This window comes from Methylophaga sp. F7, assembly GCF_056863975.1.
In genome coordinates this window covers 339,704-358,995 of record NZ_CM166511.1, presented here as the reverse complement: position 1 = coordinate 358,995, position 19,292 = coordinate 339,704, and the positions used below count along the sequence as shown (strand labels likewise).

Genomic DNA, 19,292 nt, shown 5'->3' with positions numbered 1-19,292 from the left:
ATGTTACAAATTCATGCCGTAAAGGCATTTAATGATAATTATATATGGTTGATTCAGTCAGCCGAGAATCAGGATGTATTAATTGTTGATCCGGGCGATGCGGGTCCAGTGATTAACTTTGTAGAAAAAAACGATCTGCATCCTGCGGCCATCTTAGTCACACATCATCATAACGATCATGTTGGCGGTATCCGTCGCCTCGACGACCTGTATGATCTGCCCGTTTTTGGACCGCAACGTGAACACATCAAAACAGTCGATACACATTTGTACGCCCAGGCTGACCAACAATTGCATTCATCTTTTCCGCACTTCAGAGTAATCGATACTCCTGGGCACACTCCTGGTCATATCAGCTATCTGGTAGATGATAACCTGTTCTGTGGCGACACATTATTTGCTGGTGGTTGTGGTCGCCTGCTTGGAGGTACAGCAGAACAACTATTTGATTCACTCCAAAAAATAAAACAATTACCTGGCGATACACGCATTTATTGTGCGCATGAATATACGCTGGCCAATCTGCAGTTTGCCACAGCTGTTGATCCCACAAATAACGACCTGCTTGAACGCTTAACCAAAACGGAAGCGTTAAGAGAACAGCAGATCGCCACCGTACCATCACAGCTAAAAATGGAAAAACGCACCAATCCATTTTTGCGGTGTGATGATGCCGCAATAAAAAAAGCGGCTGAAGCTTACGCTGATCAGCCGCTTGATTCGCCTTTGGCGGTATTTAAGGTATTACGCGCCTGGAAGGATGATTTCTAGGCTGATTCATCTTTTTTAGTCTGGCTTGATTCATTGGCAGCATCCACATTATTAAAATGCACATCCATTTGTGGATAGGGAATACTGATGCCGTTTGCATCAAACGCCAGTTTGATGGTTTCGATCAGATCTGCTCTTACTGTGGCCAGATCCGATGCGTTAACCCATGGCCAGACATTGAAAGTAATGCTGCTATCGCCCAGTTCGGCCACACGGATAATCGGCTCGGGATCGTTAAGCACCAATTCATGCCCCGTGACGATATCGGTGATGATTTGTTTGGCTTTGAGCAAATCATCGTCATATCCGATACCAAACACCATATCAATGCGGCGGGTATCTCGGGCTGAGTAGTTGGTAATAACACCTGCATAGATATTGCCATTGGGCACAATCACTTCACGGTTATCCGGTGTTCGCATCACAGTGTTGAAGATAGTGATTTGCTCAACAATACCGAGTACGCCAGCAACCTCTACAAAGTGACCAATTCTGAATGGTCGATACATGATCAACATTACGCCGGCAGCAAAATTCTGTAATGAATCCTTTAGCGCCAATCCCACAGCCAAGCCGGCAGCACCCAGTACGGCTATCATCGAGGTGGTGTTTACACCCAATTGATCCAAGGCCGCAATCAACACAAACAGCAACAATAGGATATTAATGATCGAGCTGGAAAAATTAATCAGGATCGGATCAATATTGGCCCGGACCATAATTTTTCGGGACAGCTTCACTAACCAGCTAACCACTGTGCGACCCACAATGACAATGACAGCGGCAAAGAAAATATTCAGCAGAATGTCACCAATGACGCTGCCTGTTCCGGTTTCCATGTTATCTCCTCTTTTGAATGGTTTTGACGATATCTTGAATTAATTTTGGTCCCTGATAAATCAGACCACTATAAATTTGTATCAGTTGAGCACCCGCTTCCAGCTTTTGCATCGCATCTTCTGCGCTCATAATGCCACCAGCAGCAATGATCGGCATATCAGCCGGTAAAGCCTGTCGGAATTGTCGAACAATTTCTGTCGATTTGGCAAATACCGGTTTACCACTCAAGCCACCAGCTTCATCAGCGTGAGCCAAGCCTGCGACAGCTTCGCGGGAAAGCGTTGTATTGGTGGCAATCACGGCATCAATCCCGACCCGGCTGAAACATTCAGACAGTTGCTGAACTTCTTCCAGGGTTAAATCCGGTGCAACTTTGACCGCCATCGGCACATAACGCTGAAATTCTTCCGCAAGTTCCGCCTGACGATTTTTCAAAGCGCTCAGAAGATTATCCAGTGCTTCGCCAAATTGCAGATTACGTAAACCGGGAGTATTAGGAGATGAGATATTGATAGTGATGTAATCGGCATGAGGATAAGATTTTTCCAATCCTATCAAATAGTCATTCAGCGCTTTATCAACCGGCGTATCAACGTTTTTGCCAATATTGATACCAATAATTGCATCAGTTTGAGCGGCCTGAACTTGTTCCAGTAAATGATCTACACCAAGGTTATTAAAGCCCATTCGGTTAATAATCGCCTGTGCTTCTGGAAGTCGAAAAAGTCTGGGTTTGGCATTACCAGGTTGAGGTCGAGGTGTCACAGTACCCACTTCAATAAAACCAAAACCTAATACAGATAAAGCTTCCAGGTAGTCAGCGTTTTTATCAAGACCTGCAGCTAACCCCACTGGATTAGGAAAACGTAATCCCATTACATGCACCGGTACCGTCGGCATTTTGGGCATTAGCAGCCTCAACAATCCAGACATTTCCATCCACTTCAGGCTGTTCATGCCCAGATGATGTGATGTTTCAGCATCCAGTTTAAACATCAAATTTCGTAGCAGCGGATACATACAAATCAAGCCTTCATTGTTATTTGGTAGCCCGTAAATTTACGGATATTTAAAACGCCTTTATCCATAATCAGATATTGCCCTTTTATGCCCAATAATTTACCCGCAATTTCCGGTGTTTTATCAAAATTCATAGAACTGACTTTATCTGGATATTGCTGCACAGGGTAGCTTATTTCCAGGGTTTTTCCATCTGTCAGTGTGGTGATGGCATCCTCACCCAACTCCTGCTGTAAAAGCATGATTTGATCGGCACATTCAGCCTGTAATTGATCACGCTGCTCTGCCAAATCAATTGTGTCAGCAGGGCCGCGCAACATTTTTCGCCAGTCAGTGCGATCCGAAACATGATTTTTAAACAGGACTTCAACCAAACCGGAATGATAACGGCTACTCACTCGAAAAATGGGCAACGCCTGGGTTGCTCCCTGATCCAGCCAGCGTGTCGGCATTTGCGAAATTCGGGTAATACCCACTTTGATCCCTGAACTATTCGCCAGATAAACAATATGGTCCTGCATACACACCTGAACACCCCACTCAGGTTCACGACAGGTCCCTTGAGCAAAGTGACATAACTCAGGTTTCATAAAGCATAAATCACATTGCGCCAGTTTTTGTGAGCAGGGAAAACAGAACCCACCACTATAGCTTTTCTTGGTCATTCGCTGGCAGTTCTGGCAACGAATCTCACCCGCATAAATCAGCTGTATATTCGATCCAATAAGTGGATTCATCGGGAGCTGATGTTCTCCCAAAATCATTTGATAATTTACTGGCCCATCAGTTTCCGGCAGGGTCGCCTGCATCTTGTTTAGTTGTCCTGCAAATTCTGTCACGTAGCGAAACCTTTAATTTCAAATTAGAGGATAGTTTAACTTAGCAGGACAGCCAGACCTATCCACTGTCAGGTATTTATTCAAAAGGCTCAACTCATCACTGCTCTATAAATGTTATTGCGCTTTAGCAGAAGTAGCTTTGAAAAATAAACAAGCACTAAGGAATTGACGTTGAAATAAGGAGAATTCAGGTGCGGGCAGAAACAACCGGGAAGTTAAAGACTGGTCTTTAACCGTTTATTCCGGTATATATTGAGCACAATTATGTGCTTACGACATTATGATAAACCTTTATGTTAAAAACTAAAAATCGTCTATGGCCCCTGTTTGCAGTGCTTTCGGTACTCTTCACTGGCTGTAGTACAACCCCCAAACATACTGAAACTGTCAGCGCAGAACCGTCTCAGAAAACCTCCCATGGTCCATTAACAAAACACACCAACTGGAAAAAAAATCAGCTGACACAGCTGAGTCCGCTGGATTTGGATTTATCGGTACTTGAAGATTCGGAAATTGATCCTAAAGTCACTGATGTCTGGCAACGTATTCGTAATGGTTATCAACTGGCTGAATATCAGGATCTGGATCCGGAAACTCAAAGTCGCCTTACCTGGTTTGCCAATCATCCGGATTATTTCAACAAAGTTGTCGAACGTGCTCGACCTTATCTTTTTTACATTGTTGAAGAACTTGAAAGTCGCGATATGCCGTTGGAAATTGCTTTATTGCCAATTATTGAAAGCGGTTACCAGCCTTTTGCACTCTCATCTGGACAAGCGGCCGGTATCTGGCAATTTATTCCGGCTACTGGCCGTGTATTTGGACTGGAACAGAACTGGTGGTATGACGGTCGCCGTGATGTTATTCAATCCACCAATGCAGCCCTGGACTATCTGCAAAAGTTACATAACGACTTTAACGATTGGGAACTTGCCATAGCCGCTTACAATGCCGGTGAAGGTACAGTAGGTCGTGCCATCAAACGTAACAGAGAAGCCGGTTTACCGACTGACTTCTGGTCACTGGAGTTGCCTGCAGAAACCACAGCCTATGTACCTAAATTATTGGCCGTAGCAGAATTGGTAAAACAACCTGCTCAATATGACTTACAACTGTCGCCAGTGGCCAACAAACCCTATTTGAGCGTAGTAAATGTCGGTAGCCAGATTGATTTATCTCTCGCTGCCAATCTGGCAGATATCACACTTGATGAGCTTTATCTTTTAAACCCGGGCTTTAATCGCTGGGCAACGGCACCACAAGGCCCCCATGAACTGGTACTGCCTTCGACCAAAGCAAGTGCATTTGAAACAGCATTAATGGATATTCCGGAAAAAGAACTGCTGCGCTGGAAACGCCATGAAGTAAAACCCGGAGAGTCACTGAGCAAAATCGCCGCAATGCATCACACGACGGTTGCTGAGCTGAAAAAAGCGAATAAAATTAACAGCAATTTTATCCGTGCTGGAGCCCACCTGTTAATACCTGTTTCCACTGCTCTGGCTGATGAAGCTGAGGCAAATGCTCTGGCGAAACAGAAATTGCAGCAGGGGAAAAAATTTAATTATTCGGTCAAAGCGGGTGATACCTGGTGGAACATTGCCAAAGCGCATACTGTTGATGTGTTTGAATTAACCCAATGGAATAAAAAAACCCCTTCGGATGTTTTACATTCAGGCCAGCAATTGATTATCTGGCAACCCACTCAAACTGTTTCTAAGCTAAAAGCCATCAATTACACTATTCGTAATGGTGACTCACTTTGGACAATATCCCGTAAGTTTAATGTTACGGTGGATAAAGTTAAGGAATGGAATGGTTTAAGTGATCGCACTTTATTGCAGCCAGGACAAAAACTGACCTTGTACGTCGATCCAACTATCCAGATCAGCCATAGTTAATCGTGTTACACATCGCGCTCTATGAGCCTGAAATCCCACCCAATACCGGTAATATTATCCGTCTATGCGCCAACACAGGTGCACAACTGCATCTGATTGAGCCACTGGCTTTTGTTTTGGATGATAAACGTCTGAGAAGAGCAGGACTGGACTATCATGAATTTGCACCGGTTAAAGTGCATGCTGATTTTGCAGCATTTCAACAATGGCAGCAAAATCGACCTTTGTTTGCCTGCACCACTAAAGCGAAACAGTTTCACCATCAGGCAACTTTTATCGATGAAAGTATTCTGCTGTTTGGTCCCGAGTCACGTGGATTGCCAGCAACGCTATTGGACAATTTGCCTGATAGGCAGAAAATTCGGATCCCTATGTATCCAGAAAGCCGCAGCCTGAATCTTTCCAATGCTACGGCTATTATTCTGTATGAAGCCTGGCGACAGCTGGACTATAACGGAGCGGTATAAAATACCGCCCCTGATTTTAGATTTCTATTGAGCCAGACTAATCTTGCGTGGCCCTTCCTTAAGTGGGATTGAGCTGGTTTGTTTTCCTTGCTGTAAATCAATAATCGATAATGAGTTACTAAACCAATTAATGATGTAAGCATGCTGTTGATCCTTTGATAGCTCAACACTTTCCGGCATTTTTTCGGTTTTGATAGTCTGCGTTATTTGCAGACTTCCCGCATCAAACTCCACCAGCGTGTTGTCATTCTGATTCACAACATAAAACTGTTTTCCGTCGTCGCTCACCGTAACACCATACGGCGCTTTACCCGGTTGGAGATCAGCAATTTTTTCATAGGTTTTCGTGTCAATTACTGTCAGCGAATTATCTTTCACGCAAGTAACGTACAGATGACCATTAATTGGATTAAAGGCAACTGCATAAGGACGCTCACCCGTTTCTATGGTTGCATGCAGGTCCGGCGTATCAGCATCAAGCACCATTACAGAATTGCTTTCACGGTTTGCCACAAACACCTTGCGTCCATCGGGATCTATTGCAATCCCGGCAGGGCTCTCCCCAACCGCAAGTAGGTCCACCAATTGCCTGCTGGTAGTGTTAATCACTAATAATGCATTTCTGGACCAGTCCGTCACAAAAAGTTGAGACTTTTGGCTATCAAGCACCATAGCAAAAGGCTGACCACCTGTTTTTATCTCATGGATCAATTCAAAACTATTCAAATCAATTACTGACAATTTGCCTTGCTCAGGATGCGAGAGATAAATAGCGTCATTGGATTTATCGACAGCAACCATTACCGGACCACTAGAAACCTCAACCGCTTTTGTTATTTGAACTGTTTTTGAATCAAATAGAGAAAGATGATTCCCGGACTGGCTGCTGATATAAAAATCGTCAGCCAGTGCTACAGCAGGGAATATTCCCAGGCAAAAAATAATTGGTTTAATGAACATCACTGATTATTTTTCCAAGCTGGCTTTTAAACCTTCCAGCCCTGTCTTTGCGTATTCTGTCATGGCTTTAACAGCGGCTTCATCATTCAGATTTTCCGGCGGAAAATTGCCGGTATCAGCACGATAGAAACGACCACTCCAACTTACTTTACTTCCGGTGTCAGATGGTTCTACTTCGATACCAATCGTATAAAAGCTGACAGGCATCGCTTCAATATTTTCCTTTAATAAACGGTATCCAATGTAATGACGATCCGCATCTGATTCATCAAGACTTTCGGTAATTTCACCGCCTGACTTTAAGGTCACGATTCTTGTGGTTTCATCCTGCATGGTGATTGATTCCACTGCCGGATGCCATTTATCCAATTGGTCAAAGGCATTAACTTTTTGCCAGACAGTGGCAACCTCTGCATCAATAGTAATGTGTTCATCAACCCTTTGTGGCGTTGGTCCATGAGCAAAGACACTGCTGCTTAAAAGCACTAAACCCAAACTTGCCAGCGATAGTTTATTAATCATTTTATTCACGTTCTAACCTTTTTCATCAAAAAATAAATTTACTTAGGACTTCTGTTTGTATTACCTAGAGTCTCAATATAATTATTTATAATTCCAATCTGTGTGTATTTATATGTTTTATCAGTATTGCCAACTTTAACTATATTTTTATAAATCCAGAACTCTACCGTTCCACTTTCATTTTCTCGCTTCACTATCTCTGCAGGCTCTCCCAGTTTTTCTCTTACAAAACCAGAATCTTTACCTGAAAACATTTTCACAAACTCAAATTCACCTACAGGTAACGCTAACGCCTCTTCAGAATAGGCAATATTCAGAGAAAATAGGGCAATGAATGCAGAAATAACAACGGTGTTTAAAAAAATTTTCATTAAATTTTGCTCCAATAAAATCTCGACTTATCGTACAGATTGTCTGCATTGGCAAAATAGAGCAGATGACTCACATCAATTAGGGAATATGTCACGGTTATTGTTATGACTTTTTCCTGTTTTTTATTTTTTTATAATTTTCATCATTGTTGGCATATACATATCAAAAATAATCGTCATAAAATAGTCGTTTATCTCAAAATTAAATATAGGCGAAATTACATGATGTCACCTAAATTATCCCCTGGCGATAAAAGCAACAGGGGCAAAATTGATTTGGTTGTCATTGTGGGCGCGTCGCTACTGACCTATTTTGTTGCTGGATATTTCGATTTGGCTGAACGCTGGATTAACTGGGCAGCATTAGGAGAGTTTTATCAACTGGATGAAATTATTTTTGTGTTGCTGGTATTCAGTATTGGATTGATGTGGTTTGGCCGAAGACGTTATATCGAACTGCAAGACACCCTGAAGCGTAATCTTGAAATTAAAACCAAACTTGAAATGCAAAATGCTGATAATGCAAAGTTACTGTTACAAAACCGTGCTCTTATCAAACACATTACCCAGGTCAGGGAAGCAGAACGTAATCACCTTGCCTCAGAATTACATGATGTATTCGGACAATATCTTGCCGCAATTGATGTAAATGCTTCCGTTGCCATCAAGTACAAAACGGAAGATCCTAAACTTCAAGCAATCCTCAAGACCATCCAGGACAGCGCAAGCTTTCTGCGTAACGTTACCCGTTCACAGTTACGCAGCTTAAAACCTCCTGGTCTTGAAACCGTGGGACTCTCAGCAGCCATTGAAGATCTGATTGGGCAATGGCAAATGTCGTTTCCAGATTACGAGATCAATATCGCTATTGAAGTAGACGATCAGCTTGTTGACTATGACACCGCATTAACTATTTATCGCAGCCTGCAGGAAGCCTTAACCAATATTACCCGTCATGCAGAAGCCAGCTCAATTCATATCGATTTAATTACCCAAAATAAATCAGCCCAACGTAACGATATCAGTCTGACCATCCGTGACAACGGAATAGGGTTTGATCCCAATGAAGGTATGGGTAATGGACTTGGACTGATTGGTATACGTGAGCGGGTACATGCTTTAAATGGCCAGTTCAATCTGCATCCAGCAGATCCTAAAGGCACAGTTTTAGCGCTGCATATTCCGTTATGAAAATTTACCGTAAAAAATACATGCTAATAATGAGGTATCAGAAGAAATGAACAAACAACGTACCACCATACTATTAATAGACGATCATGCCATTCTCAGAGAAGGCTATCAGCAATTACTCGAGTCGGCCGGTTTCGAGGTGATTGGACAATCCGGAAATGCTGAAGAGGGGTATCAGGCGTTTATTGCTTTGCAACCTAAAGTCTGCATTATAGATTTAACCATGCCAGGCACCGGTGGTTTAGAGTGTGTCAGAAGGATCTGTAACCGAGATAAGGATGCTCGTATTCTGGTCTGCAGCATGCATGAAGAAACCACTTTGGCCATGCGTGCCCTTGAGCTTGGTGCGATTGGCTACATCACCAAATCATGCTCATCTGATGTGCTTATTGAAGCGGTAAAATCCGTTGCAGAAAAACGTCATTATCTCGGTGCCGAAGTTGCACGTTCCATTGCGATGGAAAAATTGATTAAAACGGATCAGAAAATTGATTCCCTGTCACATCAGGAATTTGCTGTTTTCAGGATGGTTGCTGAAGGTATGAGTATTGAGGAAATTTCAAAAAGTCTTACTTTGGCCCCTAAAACGGTATCAAATTATAAAACCAATATGATGCGTAAACTTGGCACAACCAAGCTCGCAGATATTATTTTCCTGGCCCAGAAAATTGGTTTGATCCACCCACCCAATAATCAATAACTTCGTAAAATGGCCTTACATCAAGGCAAAAGTTTATCACCCTGACAATTATGTGATGACTTCCCTATAACAGAGGTGGCAAGGCTCTCTATCCCATACCCCTACTAAAAACTGATGATATCAACGGTGCACAGCCGCATTTTGAATGTGTGCTGAGACACAGGGTCAGCGAAAGCTGACATCCAGTTAAAATAGGAGGATATATGAGAGAGAAAAACTAAGCCGGTTAACAAAAACCGGTTCAGCTGCATTGGTCAGCTCTGTCATCGGTATGATGACAGTAGGCGCTGCATTCGCCAATGACAAGCTGGTTGAACTTCAAAAGGATGAAGCTAACTGGGTTATGCAGGGTAAGAACTATTCTGCAGATCATTACAGTACTTCAAAACAAATCAACAAAAAGAACGTCAGCAAATTATCACCATCTTGGACATTCTCCACTGGTGTGCTGAATGGTCATGAAGGTGCGCCTTTGGTTATTGGTGACATGATGTATATCCATTCACCTTTTCCAAACAACACTTTTGCGATTAACCTGAATGATCCTGGCACCATCGTCTGGGAGCATAAGCCAAAACAAGATCCTGCTGCTCGCGCAGTTGCATGTTGTGACGTCGTAAACCGTGGTCTGGCTTACTGGCCTGGCGATGATAAAACTCCGGCAATGATCGTAAAAAGTCAGCTGGATGGTCATGTTGTGGCATTAAATGCTGAAACTGGTGAGCTACATTGGCAAGTCGAGAATGGTGATATCAGTGTTGGTCAAACCCAAACACAAGCACCATTCGTTGTAAAAGACCTTGTCATCCAGGGTTCTTCTGGTGCTGAGCTGGGTGTTCGTGGTTATGTTACCGCCTTTGACATTCACACTGGTGAAATGGCTTGGCGTTGGTATGCAACAGGCCCTGATTCAGAAATTGGCCTGGCGAAAGACTTTAACAGTGCTAACCCACATTACGGCCAAAAAGATCTGGGTCTGAAAACCTGGGAAGACGAAGCCTGGAAAATTGGTGGTGGTACTAACTGGGGTTGGTATGCCTATGACCCTGATTTAGAAATGTTCTACTACGGTTCAGGTAATCCTGCGCCTTGGAACGAAACCATGCGTCCTGGTGATAACAAATGGACTATGACTATCTGGGGTCGTGATGCTGATACGGGTTTAGCCAAATTCGGTTATCAAAAAACACCTCATGATGAATGGGACTACGCTGGCGTTAACGTCATGATGCTTTCTGAGCAAAAAGACAAAAACGGCAAAATGCGTAAATTGCTGACTCACCCTGATCGTAACGGCATTATCTATACGCTGGATCGTGAAACTGGTGATTTGGTTTCTGCCGACAAAATGGATGAAACGGCAAACTGGGTGAAAAAAGTGGATCTGGAAACAGGTCTGCCAATTCGTGACCCGGAATTCAGTACCAGAATGGGTCATCGTTCACGCGATATCTGTCCTTCAGCCATGGGTTTCCACAACCAGGGTATGGATTCATACGATCCTGAAAGACAAAACTTCTACTTAGGTATCAACCATCTTTGTATGGATTGGGAACCGTTCATGCTGCCTTACCGTGCAGGTCAATTCTTCGTAGGTGCAAACGTATGGAGTTATCCAGGACCTAAAGGTGATCGTCAACGTGGTATTGGTTCAGGCCAGGTTAAAGCATACAACGCCATTACTGGTGAATTTGCTTGGGAGAAAATGGAGAAATTCTCAATCTGGGGTGGAACCATGGCCACAGCTGGTGGCTTGGTATTCTACGGCACACTCGATGGCTTCATCAAAGCTCGTGATGCAGACAACGGTGATCTGTTGTGGAAATTCAAACTGCCTTCAGGCGCTATCGGTCATCCAATGACTTACACCCATGATGGTATTCAATATGTTGCCATTAATTATGGTGTAGGTGGTTGGCCTGCAGTTGGTCTGGTGTTTGACTTGAATGACCCATCAGCTGGTCTGGGTGCTGTAGGTGCCTTTAAAGAACTGGCACGTAACACTCAAATGGGTGGTGGTCTGATGGTCTTTGCTCTGGATGGTAAAGGACCTTACGACGATCTGAGTATTGGTGAATACGAAATGTAATCACTGACTCGCAATATAGCTTAGTTCATCAAGTTATATCGTCGTATTCAATCCGGCTGGCAACACAAAGACTGTGTTGCCAGCCCCTTCTGAGAGTGTAAGACATGTTAAACAACCATACTAAAACCAATAACAAAGCAGTCAGTTCAAAACGTTTAACGCAATGCAGCCTGATAATGGCTTCACTGTTGACTGTACTGACGCCAGCACATGCAAACAACGGATTACCGGAAACCTTAAAAGTCTGTGCAGCGGCGAATGAAATGCCCTACTCAAACAAACAGCAGCAAGGTTTCGAAAATGAAATCGCCGAAACGCTCGCACAGAGCATGGATATGCCATTGGAATTTGTCTGGTCAGACAAAGCAGCGATTTTTTTAGTGACCGAACATTTATTAAAAAATGAATGTGATGTGGTTATGGGGGTTGATAGCGATGATCCTCGTGTTGCCACCAGCGACCCTTACTACAAGTCCGGCTATGTATTTGTCTATCGCGCCGATAAAAATCTGGACATCAGTAACTGGGATAGTCCTGACATTCAAAAACTGAATCGTTTTGTAGTAGTGCCAGGTAGCCCATCAGAAGTGATGTTACGGGAAGTGGGTAAATATGAAGGCAACTTCAATTACACCAAATCTCTGTCAGGTTTCAAATCCCCACGCAATAAATATATTCGTCTGGAACCAAAAAAACTGATCGGCGAAGTGACCTCAGGTAAAGGTGATATCGCTCATCTATGGGCTCCAGAAGTAGCCCGTTATGTGCGTGATTCAGATACGCCATTAGAAATGGTGTTATCTCCTGAATTCGGAGAAATTGAAGGTGGTGAAGGTATTGTGCAGCACTACGATCAATCTGTAGCGGTGCGTGAAGGTGATAAAGCCTTGCTTGATGCCATTAATAAGGGCCTGGCAGATGCGGCACCTAAGATAACGGCCATCCTCAAAAAAGAAGGGATTCCGCTGCTTTGATAGCTTGTCATGCAGTCTCTTTTAATTAAACAGGATTATACAAAAACTATGATTAGCAATGTAAAACTTTTTAGTCGTAAAACAGCATGTTTACTAGGATTATCTATGTTGACAGCTGTCAGCATGACACCAATGACAGCGGAAGCTCAAGTGCAATTTCGCAATGCAACGACCGGGGCATTAATCGACTTCTCTTTTGGCAAAAAAGGTGAAGAAACTGAAGCCGTAAAACATTTTATGGAAACAGCAGAAAATAAATATAACCAAGATGAAGAAGCCATCAAAGTGGGTGAAAATTTATTTATGACTGCCTGTTCTGGCTGCCATGGTCACCATGCTGAAGGCAAACTCGGACCAGCTCTGGGGGATTCATATTGGACTTACCCTGCAGGACGATACGATAAAGGTTTTTTTGAAATTATTTATGACGGCGCCCGCTCAATGATGGGTCCCCAACGCAATAATTTAAGCATTGATGAAATACTGCATGTTATGGCGTATGTACGCAGTATTTACTGGGGAGAACCAGAAAAAGCCTTATGGTTATCAGAAGAGGAACGCGCCAATCTGGTTCCTGCAGAAATACCTGAAGATTTCAAAGAAGCATTAGAAAATTTCAATAAGACCCATTAATTAAGCAAGTTTAGAAATGCTAATGGCAGATTATAAAGATTAGTGATTGGTAGCGTGGCCATAGCCAGCATAGGGAACCACGTTACCAAGCATTATGTTGTCAAAACCAAAAGGAGAGAAATATGAAGAAAATTAAAACACTTGCCGTAACCGGCGCTACAGCACTATTGTTATCTGTTGGTATGTCAGCAATGGCTTACGACGGAACAAAATGCCAAGAGGCAGGAAAATGCTGGGAAGCCAAACCAGGGTTTCCTGAAAAAATCAAAGGATCTAAATATGATCCAAAACATAGCCAAACTGAACTGGATAAGCAAGACAGTGCAATGGAAGCAATGGAAGCTCGTAACGCTAAACGCGTAGAAAACTTCAAAAAAACGGGTAAGTGGTCTTACTAAACCCAAGCTGAGGCCAGTTTTAACGACTGGCCTCTTTTTTTGTTTTGTTTCTGACCTGCGAGTCAGTTTGGGCATACATCACATGAGCAATGTCGCTGAAAATTCCGAAAATCTTTTAACCGACTGGCATCAACAAGCCATCACCCTGCAAAAAAATATCAATCAGACAATATTAGGTCAGGAACACATCATTGATTTAATGGTTGTGGCTATTTTCTGTCGTGGCCATATCCTGCTTGAAGGTGATGTTGGCGTCGGTAAAACGACCTTGCTTAGAGCAACGGCAGAAAGTCTGGGTGGCAATTTTGAGCGTATTGAAGGCACCATTGATTTAATGCCACATGACCTGGTCTATTACACCCATATTGCCAATGATGGTAAACCGGCTGTGAGTGAAGGACCTTTACTCAAACATGGCGAAAATTTATCGATCTTCTTCTTTAATGAAATCAATCGTGCCAGACCTCAAGTACATTCATTGCTACTTCGGGTAATGGCTGAACGTAGCGTCAGCGCTTTTAATAAAACGTTCTTTTTTCCTCATCTGCAGGTTTTTGCTGATCGTAACCGCATTGAAAAAGACGAAACCTTTGAACTACCGGCAGCTGCCCGGGATCGTTTTATGATGGAACTGCACATAAAACAACCTACAGCAGAAGCACAGCTTAAAGAGTTGATGTTCAATACCCGATATTATGATGCCGACAAGCTCATCGACAGTGCTGACAAAGCGGTACTGCCGTTTCATCAGCTCAATGATATCGCTGTGGCTATTCAGTCTCAGATCCATTCCAGTGACACTATTCAGGATTATGGTTTTCACCTGTGTCAGGCACTTCGAAGACCACAGGATTATGGTATCCAGATCAGCGATATCGACACAGAAAAGTTAGTACTTGGAGGTATGGGACCACGTGGCATAAGTTATCTTGCCAGAAGTGCTCGTGCTCATGCATGGCTCAATCAACGTAATAGCGTCATCCCAGAGGATTTCCATGCGGTTATTCGGGCCATCAGTAAACATCGTATTTTTATCAATCCTGTTTACAACTATAACGGTGAAGCGATTATCGAAGAACTGATTAGTGGTGTACTGAATACTATTCCATCCCCATGAATCAGCACGAAATTCAACACCTGATCTTTGATTACAGATCACCCTTTCTGCTGAATGCACTGCGTGAAAGTGAGCATAAAAGCAAACGTCAGGGGCCCGGCAGTGATTTTTATAAAAAGTCTCCCTTTTTAGCTGACCCGAATCCTGCGCGTATTGATCTTGCAATGAGCGTGACCGATCCGTTTGAATCGATTTACGTCAAAACCTTTCGTCAACGCAGCAAACTGGACGTAATGACTTTGGTAGATGGATCTGATTCCATGACTGTTCAGGATAAAACACCACTGCTCAGCTTAACTGAACAGAGTATTGCTTATTCAGTGGCGGCCAGAAATGATAATTATCAAAGTTATTTGTTGAGTCATTCCATACAGTCCATTACCAATGCCGAAATACTGCCACAGCATTTTGAGTCTGCTACCAGACAGGCTGCAAACCATAATGAAGCTGAGGCTTTTAACGATATAGAGCGGTTGTTACCCGCTCGTCGTTGTTTAATATTTTTGCTTTCTGATTTTCACTGGAGTAATGAAAAACTCTACCGGATTCTCAATAGCTTATCAGGCCACTATCTGGTGCCGATTGTTATCTGGCGTTCTGCCGAATACAACGACTACCCACTATGGCGCTTTGTTCAGATCAACGATGCTGAGACGGGTGAAAACAGTTTGATTTTTGTGACGCCCAAGCAGAAAAAACTGATCGAATCGACTTTCGCTGATCGGAAGATTTTTCTTAATAATCAATTTCAAAAGCACAATTGCAGAGCGTTTTGGATGATTGATCAATTTTCAGCACAACAATTAAGCGAATTCTTTCATGGCCATTCATAAGCGATTAAAACAAAAAGTGTGCATGCCGATGTTTATGGCTGTTCTGTTAGCTGTTTTTTGCAACACAGCTTTGTATGCTGACCAAGTCCGTACCGGCATTGTGCAGCAATCATTGGGAAGAGATTTTGGTATTCTGGTCGGTGATGTTATTGAACATTATTATATTGTTCAGGTACCAGCAGAATTTAGCTTAATGCCAGCCTCACTTCCTCCCGACGGGGAGTTGGATTATTGGTTGTTATTACTCGACAGCGACTATGAACTCATCAGCGAAAGTGCTGAGTTACGTCAATACAGACTGCATTTCACGTTTCAGACATTTTATGCCCCACTGGATGTCCGAGCATTAGCAACGCCTCCATTAACGGTAAGTTTTAACGCTGGCGATAAAACCGAGCAGCTCACCATACCGGCCTGGAACTTCACCATGTCTCCGCTGAAAGAAATTGCGCCTCGTGGTGTAGCCAAAGACTCCAACCAAAATGCCTTTATGAAGGCAGATTTACCTCCCTCAACTATCCCTACCAAAGATTTGCAGCAACAAATCTGGGTACTGGCGATTACGCTACTGATTCTGGCGATCTTATGGTTAAGCCTTAAGGGATATCTGTTTATACTGACACGATCACCGTTTCAACAGGCTTATCATCAGGTCAAAAAGCTACGCAAACACCATAACGACGAGTCGGCATTTAATCATGCCTTACAAGCGGTACATAGGGCTTTTAACAGATTGGCTGGCCATGCATTGTTTGCTCACCAAACAGATCAGTTTATTGATAAACATAACGAGTTTTCTGGCTATCAGGATCAAATTGATAGTTTTTACCAGTTATCCACTGAAGCGTTCTACTCCGAGCAAAAGGTAGCGTCAGAGAAAGACTTTGACCAATTACTGAAGCTCTGCAAACAATTGGCTGGTGCGGAAAAACTGGCGCTGAAAAAATCATGAACATCGCATTTGCCCATCCATGGGTGCTCGTTTTATTAGTATTAGCCTTGTTGCCATTTATCGCAGGTATATTCAATAAACGACTCACCAGTTGGAATCGGCTAATTCCACCATCCAATACAACTCGATGGATTAATCGACTCATTAAACTTTTAGGGGTACTGGCATTTATCAGCATCGTGCTGGGGTTAGCCGGACTTTACCAAACGGAAAAAACTTTTACCCGAACAGGTACTGGCGCGCACATCGTGTTTGTTCTCGATCGAAGTGCCAGCATGAATGAAACATTTGGCGGTAAGGTACCCGATAATGCTACGCCTGCCAAAAGTCAGGTTGCACGTCGTTTATTGTCCGAATTTGTTAATAATAGGCCGCACGACTTATTTGGCGTCGTCGGGTTTAGTACGCAACCTTTTTTTATCAGCCCGCTCACAGAGCACAAGTCCGCCACTCAAGCAGCGATAAACAGTCTCACCAGTCCCGGCTTGGCATTTACCAATGTAGCCAAAGGGCTCGGCATGGGCCTGAGTTACTTTCAGGATCAACCGCATACCGGTTCCCGCGTCATTGTATTGGTCTCTGATGGCGCAGCGACACTTGATCATCGTGCGCAGAGGGTGTTGCGTGAGTGGTTTGAGCGTTATCAGGTAAGTTTATATTGGTTTTTTCTGCGTACCGAAAATGGATTAGGTATCACCTCTGAGCCTGAATCAGCTCGAGATGATAATCCCCGGGTGATGCCAGAGCGTTATCTTGATCAGTTTTTCCGTACCCTGCCGATCCCATATCACGCTTATGAGGTGGATACACCGGAATCTATGGAAGCAGCCATTCACCAGCTGGATAATCTGGAAAGCTTGCCACTGGTTTATAACGAATTGATACCCCGCAACGATATGACGCGCTTATGTTTTTTGACTGCCCTGCTTGCCGTTCTTATTTTACTGGGCATCAAAGCGCTGGAGGCAAAATGATGTTTTTGAAGCGAAATAATTTTATTTATCTGATCAGCCTGTTGGCATTGGCGGTTATCACAGCACTGATATTCAGTATCTATACCTTGCAACAACAGCAGCAAATCAACCAACAAATCCTCCTGCTGAATAAAGGTGAGCTGGTTGATCATGAAAAATTGAATATGCAATCGCCTGAAGTCAGAATCGCTTATGCCTATCTGCAAGGTAAATTGAACTTATTTGATGAAGCAGTAGAAACCTATAGCGGCACTGAGCGGCTGGCTAATCAGCAGCAACTTGTCCATATCCACTATAACCTTGGCAATCTTTATTTGGTTCAGGCTATCGATTTGGCAGAAAATCTTTCTGTTGATCGGGCGGTGGCGATGGCCGATGTGGCAAAGGACTTTTATCGCTCTGCACTGAAAAACCAGCCCTCCTTCTGGGAGGCTAAATACAATCTGGAAGCTGCGCAACGTCTGTCGCGGGATTTGCCACTGGGTGATGTCACCATCAGTGAAGAGTCTCAGGATGCCAGTACCGAGTTATGGTCGGCAATGCCCGGCTTTCCCATTGGTTTACCCTAAGGGATTGTCTGATGAAATCTATCTGGTTGCTGGGCAGCTCTGCAGTTCTACTGATTATTGCGGTTTTAATACCTAACCTGCCATTTCCCAGTAAAAAATATGATTATTTTTTTATGGTAGATATCACCCGCAGCATGAATGTAGAAGATTATCGTGATAATAACGGTGATCCGATTAGCCGGCTGGAAAAAGTCAAAGCGGATGCTTTAGCTGCCATACAACAACTTCCCTGTGGTTCACGAGTTGGGCTGGGCGTGTTTACTGAACGTATGCCGACGCTGCTCTATACCCCCATGGAAGTGTGTTCAGACTATCCTGAAATCCGGGAGAGCATCAGACGTATTGACTGGAGAATGGCCTGGGTCGCCGACAGTAATATTATTCAGGCATTTGCCAACACGTTGGAGTTGATGCGCACTGTTGAATTAACCGATGCCACGTTGGTTTTTTTACCGATGGGCAGGAAGCACCACCAATGAACTCGCGTTATGCGCCGGATCTTGGAGAATTACAATCTGCTGAGAATAATGATCAACAGCCAATTAGTGGTCTCATAGTGGGTACCGGTGATCATGCATTAAGCCGGATCCCAAAATATGATGAAGATGGAATCCAGATTGGCTTCTATACGGCGGAGGATGTACCACAGGGAACGACTTTTGGTTTACCGGAAGATCCCAGCAAAATTGAAGGCTATGTCCCTCGGAATGCCCCGTGGGGAAATCAAAGTCGTGCTGGGAATGAACACCTTTCCAGTGTAAAAGAAGACTATCTGAAATCACTGGCGGAACCGGCCAAATTTCACTACCATCATTTACAAACATCAACGGCATTATTGACTGCGCTAACGCACGACGATTTCTCCCAACGGCATATTCGGAAAACCGATTTAAGTTTTATTCCGGCAAGTGTGTCGCTGTTTTTATTATTTCTGGCCTATCTGCCTGAAAATATTTTTTCCCGTAAAAAAAACTTACTCAAACCAAACATCAACGAGCGCATACCTCTTAACTCAGGTTAAATCTAATCCATCTGTTGAATCACTCATCAGCTCGCCAATAATCCGCCAACAAATTGAAATTCTTGTTATTATCGGCAAGCAATTCGAAAACGGATCCCATGCACGTTATACCTCACAGGTTTACTTTTTTCTGCTGTTTATTCTGCTTGT

At 43.4% G+C, this 19,292-nt stretch carries 22 protein-coding genes; 16 read left to right on the top strand and 6 right to left on the bottom strand.

From position 1 onward, the window contains the following. Entirely contained in the window at window positions 1-771 is a 771-nt protein-coding gene (gene gloB, locus AC08OG_RS01845; RefSeq protein ID WP_482929956.1) for a hydroxyacylglutathione hydrolase, read from the top strand. On the opposite strand, the gene AC08OG_RS01840 is transcribed toward gloB, so the two are convergent. From AC08OG_RS01840 to AC08OG_RS01830, 3 genes are read right to left on the bottom strand one after another with little or no spacing between them, the layout of a single operon-like run. After that, window positions 768-1,610 carry a mechanosensitive ion channel family protein gene (locus tag AC08OG_RS01840; protein WP_292354540.1) on the bottom strand — a complete coding sequence of 281 codons (843 nt, stop codon included), beginning with the start codon at window positions 1,608-1,610 and terminating at the stop codon, window positions 768-770. The genes gloB and AC08OG_RS01840 overlap by 4 nt on opposite strands. Window position 1,611: 1 nt before the next feature. Further along, entirely contained in the window at window positions 1,612-2,631 is a 1,020-nt protein-coding gene (locus AC08OG_RS01835; protein WP_292354538.1) for a quinone-dependent dihydroorotate dehydrogenase, read from the bottom strand. Window positions 2,632-2,636: 5 nt separating this feature from the next. Continuing rightward, window positions 2,637-3,440, bottom strand: a complete 804-nt coding sequence (locus AC08OG_RS01830) for a DUF2797 domain-containing protein (RefSeq protein ID WP_482930568.1) — start codon at window positions 3,438-3,440, stop codon at window positions 2,637-2,639. A gap of 323 nt (window positions 3,441-3,763) precedes the next feature. On the opposite strand from AC08OG_RS01830, the gene AC08OG_RS01825 reads away from it, so the two are divergent. After that, window positions 3,764-5,371 carry a LysM peptidoglycan-binding domain-containing protein gene (locus tag AC08OG_RS01825; RefSeq protein ID WP_482929955.1) on the top strand — a complete coding sequence of 536 codons (1,608 nt, stop codon included), beginning with the start codon at window positions 3,764-3,766 and terminating at the stop codon, window positions 5,369-5,371. A gap of 2 nt (window positions 5,372-5,373) precedes the next feature. After that, a complete protein-coding gene (gene trmL / locus AC08OG_RS01820; protein WP_292354534.1) occupies window positions 5,374-5,838 on the top strand; it encodes a tRNA (uridine(34)/cytosine(34)/5-carboxymethylaminomethyluridine(34)-2'-O)-methyltransferase TrmL in 465 nt (154 codons plus the stop codon). A 24-nt stretch (window positions 5,839-5,862) separates the two neighbouring features. Here trmL and AC08OG_RS01815 read toward each other — a convergent pair whose 3' ends face one another. The 3 genes from AC08OG_RS01815 to AC08OG_RS01805 are packed head-to-tail and all read right to left on the bottom strand — an operon-like array spanning window position 5,863 to window position 7,691. After that, complete coding sequence (locus AC08OG_RS01815; RefSeq protein WP_482929954.1) at window positions 5,863-6,798, bottom strand: YncE family protein; 936 nt, start codon at window positions 6,796-6,798, stop codon at window positions 5,863-5,865. 6 nt (window positions 6,799-6,804) lie between these two features. Then, on the bottom strand, window positions 6,805-7,320 hold the full coding sequence (locus AC08OG_RS01810; protein ID WP_292403906.1) for an SRPBCC family protein: 516 nt from the start codon (window positions 7,318-7,320) through the stop codon (window positions 6,805-6,807). Between the two features lie 38 nt (window positions 7,321-7,358). Beyond that, the gene (locus tag AC08OG_RS01805; protein ID WP_292403826.1) at window positions 7,359-7,691 is read right to left on the bottom strand and encodes a hypothetical protein; all 333 of its coding nucleotides are present in this window, start codon (window positions 7,689-7,691) and stop codon (window positions 7,359-7,361) included. A gap of 222 nt (window positions 7,692-7,913) precedes the next feature. Here AC08OG_RS01805 and AC08OG_RS01800 point away from each other — a divergent pair, with 222 nt between their 5' ends. From AC08OG_RS01800 to AC08OG_RS01740, 13 genes are all read left to right on the top strand, one after another. After that, entirely contained in the window at window positions 7,914-8,882 is a 969-nt protein-coding gene (locus AC08OG_RS01800; protein WP_292403824.1) for a sensor histidine kinase, read from the top strand. A gap of 46 nt (window positions 8,883-8,928) precedes the next feature. Then, window positions 8,929-9,582, top strand: coding sequence for a response regulator transcription factor (locus AC08OG_RS01795; RefSeq protein WP_292354526.1), 654 nt, complete (start codon window positions 8,929-8,931; stop codon window positions 9,580-9,582). Between the two features lie 271 nt (window positions 9,583-9,853). Further along, a complete protein-coding gene (locus AC08OG_RS01790; RefSeq protein ID WP_482929953.1) occupies window positions 9,854-11,671 on the top strand; it encodes a methanol/ethanol family PQQ-dependent dehydrogenase in 1,818 nt (605 codons plus the stop codon). A 176-nt stretch (window positions 11,672-11,847) separates the two neighbouring features. Beyond that, window positions 11,848-12,645, top strand: coding sequence for a methanol oxidation system protein MoxJ (moxJ, locus tag AC08OG_RS01785; RefSeq protein ID WP_292354521.1), 798 nt, complete (start codon window positions 11,848-11,850; stop codon window positions 12,643-12,645). A gap of 9 nt (window positions 12,646-12,654) precedes the next feature. Next, the gene (gene moxG / locus AC08OG_RS01780) at window positions 12,655-13,278 is read left to right on the top strand and encodes a cytochrome c(L), periplasmic (RefSeq protein WP_292354519.1); all 624 of its coding nucleotides are present in this window, start codon (window positions 12,655-12,657) and stop codon (window positions 13,276-13,278) included. Window positions 13,279-13,400: 122 nt separating this feature from the next. Beyond that, complete coding sequence (locus tag AC08OG_RS01775; RefSeq protein ID WP_292354517.1) at window positions 13,401-13,676, top strand: methanol dehydrogenase; 276 nt, start codon at window positions 13,401-13,403, stop codon at window positions 13,674-13,676. Between the two features lie 82 nt (window positions 13,677-13,758). Then, a complete protein-coding gene (locus tag AC08OG_RS01770) occupies window positions 13,759-14,793 on the top strand; it encodes an AAA family ATPase (RefSeq protein WP_292403814.1) in 1,035 nt (344 codons plus the stop codon). Further along, on the top strand, window positions 14,790-15,626 hold the full coding sequence (locus tag AC08OG_RS01765; RefSeq protein WP_482929952.1) for a DUF58 domain-containing protein: 837 nt from the start codon (window positions 14,790-14,792) through the stop codon (window positions 15,624-15,626). The genes AC08OG_RS01770 and AC08OG_RS01765 overlap by 4 nt, the downstream gene beginning before the upstream one ends. A gap of 34 nt (window positions 15,627-15,660) precedes the next feature. Then, entirely contained in the window at window positions 15,661-16,578 is a 918-nt protein-coding gene (locus AC08OG_RS01760) for a hypothetical protein (protein ID WP_439502988.1), read from the top strand. Then, on the top strand, window positions 16,575-17,552 hold the full coding sequence (locus AC08OG_RS01755) for a vWA domain-containing protein (RefSeq protein ID WP_292354508.1): 978 nt from the start codon (window positions 16,575-16,577) through the stop codon (window positions 17,550-17,552). Before AC08OG_RS01760 ends, AC08OG_RS01755 begins: the two co-directional genes overlap by 4 nt. Beyond that, a complete protein-coding gene (locus tag AC08OG_RS01750; protein ID WP_292354506.1) occupies window positions 17,549-18,121 on the top strand; it encodes an MxaK protein in 573 nt (190 codons plus the stop codon). The genes AC08OG_RS01755 and AC08OG_RS01750 overlap by 4 nt, the downstream gene beginning before the upstream one ends. Before the next feature lie 11 nt (window positions 18,122-18,132). Next, window positions 18,133-18,600, top strand: coding sequence for a vWA domain-containing protein (locus tag AC08OG_RS01745; protein WP_482929951.1), 468 nt, complete (start codon window positions 18,133-18,135; stop codon window positions 18,598-18,600). Continuing rightward, window positions 18,597-19,142: a hypothetical protein gene (locus AC08OG_RS01740; protein ID WP_482929950.1), complete on the top strand. Its 546-nt coding sequence runs from the start codon at window positions 18,597-18,599 to the stop codon at window positions 19,140-19,142. Before AC08OG_RS01745 ends, AC08OG_RS01740 begins: the two co-directional genes overlap by 4 nt. Window positions 19,143-19,292 lie beyond the last annotated feature (150 nt).